Below are 12,315 nucleotides of genomic sequence, written 5' to 3'. Positions count from 1 at the left end.
CCGAGACCACCGGAGATTCAGTGAGACGCGCCAAGATCGTCGCCACCCTGGGACCGGCCACAGCCAGCTACGAGATGGTGCGAGCCATCATCGACGCCGGCGTGGACGTGACCCGATTCAACCTCAGCCACGGAGACTATTCGGAGCACGAGGTCCGCTGGGCCAACGTGCGCAAGGCCGCCGACGACGCGGGCCGTCCCGTGGCGATCCTGGTCGATCTCCAGGGGCCGAAGATCCGCCTCGGCAAGTTCGAGAACGGACCCCACCAGCTCGCGGTCGGCGACATCTTCAAGATCACCACCGATGACATCCTCGGCACCAAGGAGATCGTCTCGACGACCTTCAAGGGCCTGCCCGGGGACGTCAAGCCCGGCGACTTCCTTCTCATCGACGACGGCAAGGTCCGCGTCGAGGTCGTGTCGGTCGAGGGCTCGGTCGTCACGACGAAGGTCATCGTCGCCGGCCCCGTCTCGAACAACAAGGGCATCAACCTGCCCGGTGTCGCCGTGAGCGTTCCGGCGCTGTCGGACAAGGACGAGGCGGACCTGCGCTGGGGGCTGCAGCAGGGCGCCGACATCATCGCGCTCTCGTTCGTGCGCGACGCCGCGGACGTGACGCGGGTGCACGAGATCATGGCGGAGGAGGGCCGCAAGGTCCCCGTCATCGCGAAGATCGAGAAGCCGCAGGCGGTCGAGAACCTCGAGGAGATCATCGACGCCTTCGACGGCATCATGGTCGCGCGCGGCGACCTCGGCGTGGAGCTTCCGCTCGAGGCCGTGCCGATCGTCCAGAAGAAGGCTGTGGCGCTGTGCCGCCGCATGGCCAAGCCGGTCATCGTCGCGACGCAGATGCTCGAGTCGATGATCGAGAACCCCGTGCCCACGCGCGCCGAGACGAGCGACGTCGCCAACGCCGTCCTCGACGGTGCCGACGCGGTCATGCTCTCGGGCGAGACGAGCGTGGGCAAGTACCCCGTCGTCGTCGTCGAGACCATGGCCCGTATCGTCGACTCGACGGAGACCCACGGTCTCGAGCGCATCGCACCGCTGACGGCGAAGCCGCGCACGCAGGGCGGTGCGATCACGCTCGCCGCCATGGAGGTCGCACAGTTCATCGAGGCGAAGTTCCTCTGCATGTTCACCGAGTCCGGCGACACGGCGCGCCGCATGTCGCGGCTGCGCCCCGAGATCCCGATGATCGCGTTCACGCCGGACCCGGCGATCCGTCGTCGCATGGCCCTCACCTGGGGCATTCGCTCCAGCCTGGTCGAGCAGGTCGCTCACACCGACCTGATGTTCCACCAGGTCGACGACTACTTCCTCTCGAACGGCCTCGCCGAGGTCGGTGACAAGGTCGTCGTCATCTCCGGGTCCCCTCCCGGAATCCAGGGATCGACCAACGACATCCGCATCCACAAGATCGGCGACGCCGTCAACGGTCGCGCGCCGATCTACCAGGCGGTCCAGTGACCACCGTGTGAATGCCGAAGGGCGGGCACCTCTCCACGAGGTGCCCGCCCTTTCGTCGTGCCGGTGGTGGGAGTCGAACCCACACGTCCGAAGACAACCGAGTTTGAGTCGGTCGCGTCTGCCATTCCGCCACACCGGCGCACGCACATCGACAATACCGTCTCGTGCGACGTCGCCCGACGGAGACATGGCCGGAACGCCATACCGTAGGATCGAAAGGTGACAGAGCAAGAAGAGGCCCCCACGTCGGCCGCTCCCGCACCGCGTCGTGTCGTCGTGGCCGAAGACGAGTCGCTCATCCGACTCGACATCGTCGAGATCCTTCGCGACAACGGATACGACGTCGTCGGTGAAGCCGGAGATGGTGAGACCGCCGTCCAGCTCGCGACCGAGCTTCGTCCCGATCTCGTGATCATGGACGTCAAGATGCCCGTCCTCGATGGCATTTCGGCCGCCGAGCGGCTCGGCAAGGCGCACATCGCCCCCGTCGTCCTGCTGACCGCGTTCAGCCAGAAGGAGCTCGTCGAGCGGGCGACCGAGGCGGGTGCCCTCGCCTACGTCGTCAAGCCGTTCACGCCGAACGACCTGCTCCCCGCCATCGAGATCGCGCTGGCCCGCTACGAGCAGATCATCACCCTCGAGGCCGAGGTCGCCGACATGGTCGAGCGCTTCGAGACCCGCAAGCTGGTCGACCGGGCGAAGGGCCTGCTCAACGAGAAGATGGGTCTGAGCGAGCCCGAGGCGTTCCGTTGGATCCAGAAGGCGTCGATGGACCGCCGCCTGACGATGCAGGACGTGGCCAAGGCGATCATCGAGCAGCTCGCGCCCAAGAAGTAACCCGCGCCGACGCCGACGACGAGAAAGCCCCCTCCCGGATCGGGAGGGGGCTTCGTCGTCGCATCAGGATGCTGCCGGAGCGTCCTTGATGAGGTTCGTGATGCGGATGGTGGAGCAGCGGCGCCCTTGCTCGTCGGAGACGACGATCTCGTGGACCGTCATCGAGCGGCCGAGGTGCAGAGGAGTGCAGACCCCGGTGACGATCCCGCTCGTCGCCGAGCGGGTGTGCGTGGCGTTGATGTCGACACCGACGGCGAGCCGGCCCGGACCGGCGTGCATGTTGGCCGCCATGGAGCCGAGAGACTCGCCCAGAACGACGTACGCACCGCCGTGGAGAAGGCCGACCGGCTGCGTGTTGCCCGCGACGGGCATGGTGGCGACGCAGCGCTCGGTGGTGAACTCCGTGAACTCGATTCCCATGCGCTCCGCGAGCGCGCCTTTGCCGCGGCCCTGCGCCCACGCGAGGCCGGTGTCGGTATCGGTGTTGTCGGGCATGCTCCACCCTCGGTCGCAGCGGGTCGTGGTGTCCGTGGTCGTCGTTAGGCTGGACGGGTGACGGACTCGCCAAAGCCTACCCTTCTCGTCGTCGACGGCCATTCGCTGGCCTACCGCGCGTTCTTCGCGCTGCCGGTCGACAACTTCACCACGAAGGACGGCCAGCACACCAACGGCATCTACGGCTTCCTGTCGATGTTCGTCAACCTGATCAAGGCGGAGAAGCCGACGCACCTGGCTGTCGCTTTCGACACCTCCCGGCAGTCGTTCCGCACCCGCGAGTACACGGAGTACAAAGCGAACCGATCCGAGTCGCCCGCCGAGTTCAAGGGGCAGATCCCGCTGCTGCAGGAGTGCCTCGCCGCCATGAACGTGACGGTGCTGACGAAGGAGGACTACGAGGCCGACGACATCCTCGCCACCCTCGCGACGCAGGGCGCCGCAGAGGGCTTCGACGTCCTCGTCTGCTCGGGCGACAGAGACACCATCCAGCTCGTCACCGACGACGTGACCCTGCTCTACCCGAGTGTCCAGGGTGTGTCTCAGCTCAAGCGCTACACCCCTGAGACAGTGGTCGAGAAGTACGGGCTGCCGCCGCAGAACTATCCCGACATCGCCGCTCTCGTGGGCGAGACGAGCGACAACCTTCCCGGGGTGCCGAAGGTCGGCGAGAAGACCGCGGTGAAGTGGCTCACGCAGTGGGGATCTCTCGACGCGCTGCTGGAGAACGCCGACAAGATCGGCGGTGTCGTGGGAGGCAACCTGCGCGAGCACCTCGACGACGTTCGGCGCAATCGTTCGCTGAACCGCCTGCTGCGCGACGTCGAGCTCGGAGTCACGCCCGCAGACCTCGCGGTCGGACCGATCGACGCCGAGGCGGTGCGCGACATCTTCGCCCGGCTCGAGTTCCGTACGCTGCTCCCGCGCGTCTTCGAGGCGGCGGGGGCCGATCCCGCGATGGCCGTCGAGACCGCCGCCCCGGCCGTTCCGGCGCCGACCGCCGCCGAGCTCTCCGCCGCCGACATCGGCGCCTGGGCCGCGGCCCGCACCGGTGACGTCGGCGTCACCGTCGTGGTCGCCGGTGGCTTCCCGCAGCGCATCGGCCTGGCCGATGCCGACGAAGCGGTCGAGGCCACGTGGAGCGACGACGTCGCCGAGGCCTTGCGCCCGTGGCTCGAGTCCGACGCGCCGAAGGTGCTCTCCGACGCGAAGCTGCAGGTCAAGGCGCTTCGGCGTGGCGGGGTGCGCCTGGGCGGTCTCGTCTTCGATCCGATCCTGGCGGGATGGCTCCTCCGGCCGAGCTTTCCCGACAAGACCCTCGCCGACCTCGTACACCGGTATCTCGACGAGAAACTGCCCGAAGCCGACCCGACCCAGCTCGTTCCCGAGACCGAGGGCGCGACGCCGGGCCAGCTGTCGTGGTTCGCACTGCGCGTCGCAGAGGCGGTGCGCACGGAGATGCCCGCTTCGGTGCTGTCGGTGCTCACCGGCATCGAGCTGCCCACGCTCGACGCCCTCGCCGATATGGAGCTCGCCGGCGTCGCGGTCTCGCACGAGAAGCTCTCCACCTTCTCCGCCGAGCTCGCAGCGCGCGCTGACGACATCGCGCAGCGTGCCTACGCGACGATCGAGCGCGAGGTCAACCTCGGTTCTCCCAAGCAGCTGCAGGAGGTGCTGTTCGAGCAGCTCCAGCTGCCGAAGACCCGCAAGACGAAGACGGGCTATTCCACGGATGCCGCCGTACTGGCAGACCTGCAGGAATCGAACCCCCACCCCTTCCTCGAGCTGCTCCTCCAGCACCGGGAGGCCACGAAGCTGCGCCAGATCATCGAGTCGCTCGACACCGCGATCGCCGCAGACGACCGCATCCACACGACCTACGTGCAGACGGGAAGCCAGACCGGGCGGCTTTCGAGCACCGATCCCAACCTGCAGAACATCCCGATCCGCAACGAAGAGAGCCGGCGCATCCGCGCCGCGTTCGAGGTCGGCGAGGGATACGAGACCCTGCTGACCGCCGACTACTCGCAGATCGAGATGCGCATCATGGCGCACCTCTCCGAAGACCCGGGTCTCATCGAGGCCTTCGTGTCGGGCGAAGATCTCCACCGCTTCGTCGGCGCGCGCGTCTTCGGCGTCGAGCCGGCCGACGTGACACCGGCCATGCGCACGAAAGTCAAAGCCATGTCGTACGGGCTCGTCTACGGGCTGTCGGCGTTCGGTCTCTCGAAGCAGCTGCGCATCGAGCAGTCCGAGGCCAAGCAGTTGATGCTCGAGTACTTCGCCCGTTTCGGGGCGGTGCGCGACTACCTGCGCTCGAGCGTCGAGCAGGCCCGCATCGACGGTTACACGGAGACGATCTTCGGCCGGCGCCGTCCGTTCCCCGACCTCGCGAGCCCGAACCGGGTCCTGCGCGAGAACGCGGAGCGTGCGGCTCTCAACGCTCCGATCCAGGGCAGCGCCGCCGACATCATGAAGATCGCGCTGTTCCACATCGCTCGTGAATTCCAGGCCGAAGGGCTCCGGTCCCGCGTGCTGCTGCAGATTCACGACGAGCTCGTCGTCGAGGTCGCGCCCGGGGAGTGGGATGCTGCCGAGCGCATCGTCCGCGACCGCATGGGCGACGCCGCCGAACTGACCGTCCCTCTCGACGTGCAGATCGGTCGCGGCGGCGACTGGGACGTCGCCGGTCACTGATCTGATCGCGCGGGGGTGCCGCAGTAGGCTCGGAGGATGACCGAAGCACAGCGCACCCCCACGCCGATCGACCGGATCGCCGATGCGTGGGTCGACACTCTGGCAGAGCTCTCACCCGGGCTCGCGACGTACATCGGCCGTTTCGAGCACAACGCACGACTCGACGACTACTCGCCGGCCGGCACCGCCCGAGCCCTCGAGGCCGCTCGCGGCACTCTCGCCGCCCTCGAGGCAGCCGAGCCGACCGACGACGTCGATGTCGTCACGAAGGCCGACCTCTCCGGCGATCTGCGTCTGCAGATCGAGCTCGCCGAGGCCGGCGCGCACCTGCGCGACGTCAACGTCATCGCCTCGCCCGCTCAGGAGATCCGGAACACCTTCGACCTCATGCCCACGGCCACGGTCGACGACTGGAGCGTGATCGCCGCGCGTCTGGGTGCGGTTCCGGCCGCGATCGACGGCTACATCGAGACGCTCCGCGAAGGTATCTCCCGAGGCATCGTCCCGGCGCGCCGTCAGGTTTCCGAGGTAGCCACGCAGATCGGTCGTTACACGGCGGACACCGGCTTCTTCGCGACGTTCGCCGCTGAGGCCGCGCCCACCGAGGGGGGCCTGCCCGCGTCACTGGCCCGTGAGCTCGCCGACAACGCGAATGCGGCTCGCGTCGCCTACGACGCGCTCGCCTCGTTCTTCACCGGCGAGCTGCTCCCCGAGGCGGGCGAGACCGACGCGGTCGGGCGCGAGCTGTACGCCCTGCACTCCCGCCGTTTCCTCGGGGCCACGATCGACCTCGACGAGACCTACGAGTGGGGCCTCCAGGAGCTGGCCCGCATGGTCGCCGAGCAGGAGTCCATCGCGAACGAGATCCTCCCGGGTGCGACCGTGGAAGAGGCGGTGACGCACCTCGAGAAGGACGAGTCGCGAAAGCTCTACGGCACCGAGGCTCTGCAGAAGTGGATGCAGGAGACGAGCGACCGGGCCGTCGAAGAACTGGGTCGTACCCACTTCGACATCCCCGAGCCCATCCGCACGCTGGAGTGCATGATCGCCCCGACCAACGAGGGCGGCATCTACTACACGGGCCCGACCGACGACTTCTCGCGCCCCGGTCGCATGTGGTGGTCGGTGCCGGAGGGCGTCGACTCGTTCGACACCTGGCGCGAACTCACGACGGTGTATCACGAGGGCGTCCCCGGTCACCATCTCCAGATCGCGCAGGCGGTGTACAACCGTTTCGAGCTCAACTCGTGGCGCCGCCTGCTCGCCGGATCGAGCGGCCACGCCGAGGGCTGGGCGCTGTACGCCGAGCGCCTGATGGAGCAGCTGGGCTACCTCGACGACCCGGCAGACCGGCTGGGCATGCTCGACGGCCAGCGCATGCGGGCCGCTCGCGTCGTCCTCGACATCGGTGTGCACCTGGGCAAGGAACGCCCCGACGGTGAGGGCGTGTGGGATGCGGACTACGCGCTGGAGTTCATGAAGCGCAACGTCAACATGCCCGAGGAGTTCATCCGCTTCGAGGTCAACCGGTATCTCGGCTGGCCGGGCCAGGCGCCGTCGTACAAGGTCGGTCAGCGCATCTGGGAGCAGATCCGCGACGACTTCGCGGCGCGGGCGGGCGACCGGTTCGACGTCAAGGCGTTCCACATGAAGGCGCTGCGGCTCGGCGGTGTCGGGCTCGACACGTTGCGCATGGCGCTCGCGCAGAACTGACAGCACCGACGACGGGGCGGGAATACTCTTCCCGCCCCGTCGTTGTATGCGGATGAATGAAAGGTGGGCCCCCATGACCGCGACATCCGTCCAGTTCGCCCTCGACACGTTCGGTGACGTCACCCGCGGCGCCGACGGCGAGCTGCTCTCCGACGCCCAGACCATCCGAAACGTCGTCGACCAGGCGGTGCTCGCCGACGAGGTCGGCCTGAGCTTCTTCGGGGTGGGGGAGCACCACCGGCGTGAATTCGCCGTCTCGAGTCCCGAGATCGTGCTCGCCGCCGCCGCGGCGCGTACGAAGGAGATCCGCCTGGGCACCGCGGTCACGGTCCTCTCGAGCGACGACCCGGTGCGCGTCTACGAGCGTTTCGCGACCCTCGACGCCGTCTCGAACGGCCGTGCCGAGATCATCCTCGGGCGGGGCTCGTTCACCGAGTCGTTCCCGCTGTTCGGGTTCGATCTCGCCGACTACGAGATCCTCTTCGAGGAGCGCCTCGACCTCTTCGGACGGCTGCGGTCCGAGCAGCCCGTCACCTGGCAGGGTCGGACTCGACCCGCGCTGACGGACGCGGATGTCTTCCCGAAGACCGAGAACGGCCTCCGTGTGTGGGTCGGCGTCGGCGGCTCGCCCGAATCGGTGCTGCGAACCGCCCACAACGGGTACGGCCTGATGCTGGCGATCATCGGCGGCGGTGCGGCGCGGTTCCGGCCGTACGTCGATCTCTTCCACCGCACGCGGGACGCGATGGGCGCCGATCGGCTGCCCGTCGGGGTCCATTCTCCCGGCCACGTCGCCGACAGCGATGAGCAGGCCTGGGAGGAGCTCTTCCCGGCGATGAAGGTCAACCGTGACGCGATCGGTGCCGAGCGTGGCTGGCCGCCGTATTCGCGCCTGCAGTTCCAGCACGATCTCGGCCCCGACGGCGCCGTGTACGCGGGCTCGCCCGAGACGGTGGCGCGCAAGCTCGCCCAGACGATCCGCACGCTGGACCTCGACCGGTTCGATCTGAAGTTCTCGCACGGGACGCTCGCGCACGAGAGCATGATGCACTCGATCGAGCTCTACGGCACCAAGGTCGCTCCTCTCGTGCGAGAGATGCTCGCCGACGACTGACCGGGTGGCGCGCGAGGTCGTCGCGGATCAATAGCATGGTCGAATGACCGATACCGCGACGCCCTCGGTGGCGCGCCGCCTCGACGATCTGCCTTTCGGTCGTCGGCACCTGCGGATCCTGACCGGATCCGGACTGGGATGGGCCCTCGACGCGATGGACGTCGGGCTGATCTCGTTCATCATCACGGCGCTCATCGCGCAGTGGTCGCTCGACACCTCGCAGGCGTCGTGGATCGCATCGGCCGGGTTCGCGGGCATGGCGATCGGCGCGAGCGTCGGCGGGCTGCTGGCAGACAGATTCGGTCGGCGCTCCGTGTTCGCGGTCACGCTTCTCGTCTACGGAGTCGCCACCGGCGCGAGCGCTCTGGTCGGCGGGCTCGCGATGCTCCTCGTCCTGCGCTTCCTCGTGGGGCTCGGTCTCGGCGCCGAGCTGCCGGTCGCGAGCACGTATGTGAGCGAGTTCGCGCCCGCCCGCATCCGCGGCCGGGTCATCGTCATCCTCGAAGCCTTCTGGGCCGTCGGCTGGACCGCGGCCGCACTGATCGGCTACTTCGTGATCCCGCAGGTCGACGAAGGATGGCGCTGGGCATTTGTCGTTGGCGCGATCCCCGCGGTGTACGCGCTGGTCGTGCGCTGGGGGCTCCCCGAGTCGGCCCGGTGGCTCGAACGCCGCGGCCGGCACGCCGAGGCCGAGGCGGTCGTCCGGAGCTTCGAGACGACCAGCGCGACCGCGTCGCGCGAGGTCGGCGTCTCCGCCGGCCCGGAAACGATCGCCGCGCCCGCCGCCGTGTCGTCGACCGGCCGGCTCCGGGCGCTCTGGTCGCCGGAGTTCCGCGGCCGCACCGCGAGCCTGTGGCTGGTCTGGTTCTGCGTCAACTTCTCGTACTACGGCGCCTTCATCTGGATCCCGACGATCCTGTACACGCAGGGTTACGACCTCGTGCGTTCGTTCGGGTTCACCCTGATCATCACTCTCGCTCAGCTCCCTGGCTACGCCGTCTCGGCCTGGTTGATCGAGGTGTGGGGCAGACGCCTGACCCTGTCGGTGTTCCTCATCGGCTCCGCGGCATCCGCCGTCGTGTTCGGCACGGCCGGGACCGAGGCCGTCATCATCGGCGCAGGTATGGCGCTGTCGTTCTTCAACCTCGGCGCCTGGGGTGCGCTCTACGCCGTGACGCCGGAGATGTACCCGACATCGCTGCGCGGCACCGGTGCCGGATGGGCCGCGGGCGTCGGCCGGATCGCATCCATCCTCGCTCCGCTGTCGGTGCCGCCCCTGCTGATGTGGGGTGGCGCGCCCATGCTCTTCGTCGTGTTCGCCATCTTCTTCGTCCTCGCTGCCGTCGGCGCGTGGGGACTCGTCGACCGCAGGGGAGTGTCGCTCGATGACCGCTGAATCACAGGTGCGCTACGTGGCCATCGGCGACTCGTTCACCGAGGGCGTGGGAGACGAGCTGCCCGACGGCGCCGTGCGCGGCTGGGCCGATCTCGTCGCCGCCGGCTGGGCGGACGCGACGGGGCGAGCCGTGCAGTACGCCAACCTCGCGATCCGCGGCAAGCTCGTGCGGCCCATCGTCGACGAACAGCTCGAAGCCGCCCTCGCGCTGCGCCCGACCCACCTGTCGTTCAACGGCGGCGGCAATGACATGCTGCGCCCGCGCACGTCCATCGCGCATATCGTCGACGCCTTCGTGCAGGTGCTGCGCCGGTGCGGCGAAGAAGGCGTCAGCCTCATCCTGCTGTCGGGCGCGAACCCGTCCGCGCAGCTGCCGCTGGGAGGCCTCATCAATCGGCGCGGCGATGCGCTCTCGGATGCCGTCGTCGAGCGCATCGCGGATCGCGACGACGTCGTCCGCGCCTTGAACTGGTATGACCGGGCCCTGACCCATCCGTCGTACTGGTCGGCCGATCGGCTCCACATGAACGCCCGCGGTCACCACCGCGTCGCCGCTCGGGTTCTCGGTTCCCTGGGTCTCGAGGCGCCGGGGGAGTGGTGGTCGCTTCGCGTCGACGAGCAGCCGCCTGCGCTCGCGCGCGGCGAGTACTTCCGCGAGCACCTCGCTCCCTGGGTCCGTCGGCGACTCACCGGACGTTCATCCGGCGACAACCGGCAACCGAAGTTCGGCTCCTGGATCGAGGTCGCGCCGCGCTCGTGACACGCCGCGAGAGCCGGTGTCAAGCCGGTGCACGGTGCTGCGCCCACGCGCCAGGATCGACGGGTCCGCACACCCGAAGGGAACTGACATGAGCATTGGTGCCGGAATCGCTTTGTTCGTCATCGGCGCGATCCTCGCGTTCGCCGTGAACGTCGAGGTCGAGTGGGTGAACCTCGACCTCATCGGCTACATCCTGATGGGTGCAGGAGCCCTCGTCTTCCTCATCGGCCTCATTCTGATGGTGCGCCGCCGCCAGACCGAGACCGTCAGCCGCACCGCCGTCGATCCCGCCAGCGGCCAGCGCGTCACCCGCAACAGCACGAGCACGTCGGGCGACCCCATGCTCTGATGCATCTGCTGCGAAACGGCCGCGGTGGGCTTACGCCCGTCGCGGCCGTTTCGGTAGGTCCATCCCGATGTGGATACGGGTGCGCTTGCGCTCGATCGCGATGAACGTACCGCCGATGAGCCACAGCGGCACCTGGGTGAGGAACGCGACGCGGAACGCCTCGAGCGAGTACGTCGCCGGTGTTCCGGCGCCCTGCAGGTCGAGCGCCACCCCGATGCTGAACACGGCGATGAGTGCGGCGAGGAAGCCGCCGGCGTTCGTGAGCCCCGTCGCCGTGCTGAGGCGATGCGAGGGATTGTGCGTGCGGGCGTGGTCGAAAGCGATCATCGAGGCCGGCCCCCCGGTGGCGAGGGCGATCGCCAGAGCCACCAGCAGCCACGCCGGCGCGGTCCCGGGCCAGAGGATCACCGCCGTCCAGGCGACGAGCTGGACGCCCACGGCGGGAAGCACGAGCGCGCGCGATCGCAGGTTGGGGATGCGGCGAGAGAGCTCGCCCATGATCGGCCCGAGCGCCATACCGGCGAAGACGTAGAGCGTCGTGATGAGCGTCGCTTCGGACTGCGTGCGTCCCTCGCCGGCGGTGAGGAACGGAATGCCCCACAGCAGGATGAACGCCGTGCCGGCGAACGGGGTCGTGAAATGCGACCAGAACGCCAGCCGGGTACCCGGATGCGCCCAGGCCGCGCGGATGCCGACTCCCGTGTCGACGCTCGAGGTGACGACGCGAATGGCTCCGGTGTCGGTGTCGACGCTGACGTCGCGATCGACCTCCGGCGGGTGGTTGCGCACGAGCAGGAACACCAGGACGGCGAACAGGACACCCAGTCCCGCGACGCTGCCGAAGGTCACCGACCAGCTGGTGGCGTGCAGGAGAGCTGAGAGGGGGATGACGGCGACGAGCTGGCCGGCCTGACCGAGGATGCCGGTCATCTGCACCATCAGCGGCCCGCGCTGCGCCGGGAACCAGGTCGCGACGAGTCGGAGGACCGCCGGGAAGATGGCGGCGTCGCCGGCGCCGAGGAGCATGCGCGCGACGATGGCGACCCCGACGCTGGGGGAGAGGGCCATCGTCAGTTGGCCGACCGCCATGAGGATCATGCCGATGGTCATGATGGGGCGCGAACCGTATCGATCGAGCAGGACGCCGATGGGGATCTGCATCCCGCCGTAGACGGCCAGCTGGACGACGGCGAACATCGATAGCGTCGCGGCATCGGCCTGGAAGCGCTCGGCGGCGTCGACGCCCACGGCCGCGAGCGACGTCCGGTTCGTGATGGACAGGACGTACGCCGCCACACCGGTTCCCCAGACGAGCCACGCCCGGAGCCCGGGGCCGCTCATCCGTGCTGCGGCCGTCATCGGCCGATCCGTCGGAGCAGGGGAGGCGCCGGGAAGATCACCCTTCTACGCTACTCCGGCGTCTGCGTCTACCCGCACGGCCCGCGGTGTCCGGTGCCCCGGTCGTTCTGCCATGATGCGGAGCAT

Annotated in this window: 10 protein-coding genes and 1 tRNA gene; 8 read left to right on the top strand and 3 right to left on the bottom strand. The window is 68.7% G+C overall.

From position 1 onward, the window contains the following. The first annotated feature begins 20 nt into the window (after nt 1-20). Complete coding sequence (gene pyk / locus CBF90_RS04055) at nt 21-1,469, top strand: pyruvate kinase (protein ID WP_023950636.1); 1,449 nt, start codon at nt 21-23, stop codon at nt 1,467-1,469. A gap of 58 nt (nt 1,470-1,527) precedes the next feature. Here pyk and CBF90_RS04050 read toward each other — a convergent pair. Beyond that, nucleotides 1,528-1,608: transfer RNA gene (locus CBF90_RS04050), tRNA-Leu, on the bottom strand. A gap of 80 nt (nt 1,609-1,688) precedes the next feature. Between CBF90_RS04050 and CBF90_RS04045 the strand changes: the two genes are divergently transcribed. Next, entirely contained in the window at nt 1,689-2,306 is a 618-nt protein-coding gene (locus CBF90_RS04045; protein ID WP_023950638.1) for an ANTAR domain-containing response regulator, read from the top strand. Nucleotides 2,307-2,369: 63 nt separating this feature from the next. Here CBF90_RS04045 and CBF90_RS04040 read toward each other — a convergent pair whose 3' ends face one another. Beyond that, nucleotides 2,370-2,801, bottom strand: coding sequence for a hotdog fold thioesterase (locus CBF90_RS04040; RefSeq protein ID WP_023950640.1), 432 nt, complete (start codon nt 2,799-2,801; stop codon nt 2,370-2,372). Nucleotides 2,802-2,858: 57 nt separating this feature from the next. Between CBF90_RS04040 and polA the strand changes: the two genes are divergently transcribed. From polA to CBF90_RS04010, 6 genes are all read left to right on the top strand, one after another. Beyond that, nucleotides 2,859-5,498 carry a DNA polymerase I gene (polA, locus tag CBF90_RS04035; RefSeq protein WP_088379972.1) on the top strand — a complete coding sequence of 880 codons (2,640 nt, stop codon included), beginning with the start codon at nt 2,859-2,861 and terminating at the stop codon, nt 5,496-5,498. A gap of 36 nt (nt 5,499-5,534) precedes the next feature. Beyond that, the gene (locus CBF90_RS04030; RefSeq protein WP_088379971.1) at nt 5,535-7,211 is read left to right on the top strand and encodes a DUF885 domain-containing protein; all 1,677 of its coding nucleotides are present in this window, start codon (nt 5,535-5,537) and stop codon (nt 7,209-7,211) included. A gap of 73 nt (nt 7,212-7,284) precedes the next feature. Beyond that, nucleotides 7,285-8,325 (top strand): LLM class flavin-dependent oxidoreductase, encoded by a 1,041-nt coding sequence (locus tag CBF90_RS04025; protein WP_088379970.1) that lies wholly within the window; start codon nt 7,285-7,287, stop codon nt 8,323-8,325. A gap of 43 nt (nt 8,326-8,368) precedes the next feature. Beyond that, nucleotides 8,369-9,721, top strand: coding sequence for an MFS transporter (locus tag CBF90_RS04020; RefSeq protein WP_023950648.1), 1,353 nt, complete (start codon nt 8,369-8,371; stop codon nt 9,719-9,721). Continuing rightward, nucleotides 9,711-10,481, top strand: a complete 771-nt coding sequence (locus CBF90_RS04015; RefSeq protein ID WP_172407783.1) for an SGNH/GDSL hydrolase family protein — start codon at nt 9,711-9,713, stop codon at nt 10,479-10,481. The genes CBF90_RS04020 and CBF90_RS04015 overlap by 11 nt, the downstream gene beginning before the upstream one ends. Before the next feature lie 88 nt (nt 10,482-10,569). Then, nucleotides 10,570-10,830: a DUF6458 family protein gene (locus CBF90_RS04010; protein WP_023950652.1), complete on the top strand. Its 261-nt coding sequence runs from the start codon at nt 10,570-10,572 to the stop codon at nt 10,828-10,830. A 30-nt stretch (nt 10,831-10,860) separates the two neighbouring features. On the opposite strand, the gene CBF90_RS04005 is transcribed toward CBF90_RS04010, so the two are convergent. Continuing rightward, nucleotides 10,861-12,189: a nitrate/nitrite transporter gene (locus tag CBF90_RS04005; RefSeq protein WP_023950654.1), complete on the bottom strand. Its 1,329-nt coding sequence runs from the start codon at nt 12,187-12,189 to the stop codon at nt 10,861-10,863. Nucleotides 12,190-12,315 lie beyond the last annotated feature (126 nt).

Source organism: Microbacterium sp. AISO3 (assembly GCF_002204305.1).
Lineage (GTDB): Bacteria > Actinomycetota > Actinomycetes > Actinomycetales > Microbacteriaceae > Microbacterium > Microbacterium arborescens.
Note: the sequence above shows the minus strand (reverse complement) of the source record. Positions and strands in the feature narration are given on the sequence as shown.

Bases quoted from the DNA above. Each gene is read 5' to 3' on its own strand.
- CBF90_RS04040 (WP_023950640.1), bottom strand. From the start codon at position 2,801: ATGCCCGACAACACCGATACCGACACCGGCCTCGCGTGGGCGCAGGGC.
- CBF90_RS04030 (WP_088379971.1), top strand. From the start codon at position 5,535: ATGACCGAAGCACAGCGCACCCCCACGCCGATCGACCGGATCGCCGAT.
- CBF90_RS04025 (WP_088379970.1), top strand. From the start codon at position 7,285: ATGACCGCGACATCCGTCCAGTTCGCCCTCGACACGTTCGGTGACGTC.
- CBF90_RS04020 (WP_023950648.1), top strand. From the start codon at position 8,369: ATGACCGATACCGCGACGCCCTCGGTGGCGCGCCGCCTCGACGATCTG.
- CBF90_RS04015 (WP_172407783.1), top strand. From the start codon at position 9,711: ATGACCGCTGAATCACAGGTGCGCTACGTGGCCATCGGCGACTCGTTC.
- CBF90_RS04010 (WP_023950652.1), top strand. From the start codon at position 10,570: ATGAGCATTGGTGCCGGAATCGCTTTGTTCGTCATCGGCGCGATCCTC.
- CBF90_RS04005 (WP_023950654.1), bottom strand. From the start codon at position 12,189: ATGACGGCCGCAGCACGGATGAGCGGCCCCGGGCTCCGGGCGTGGCTC.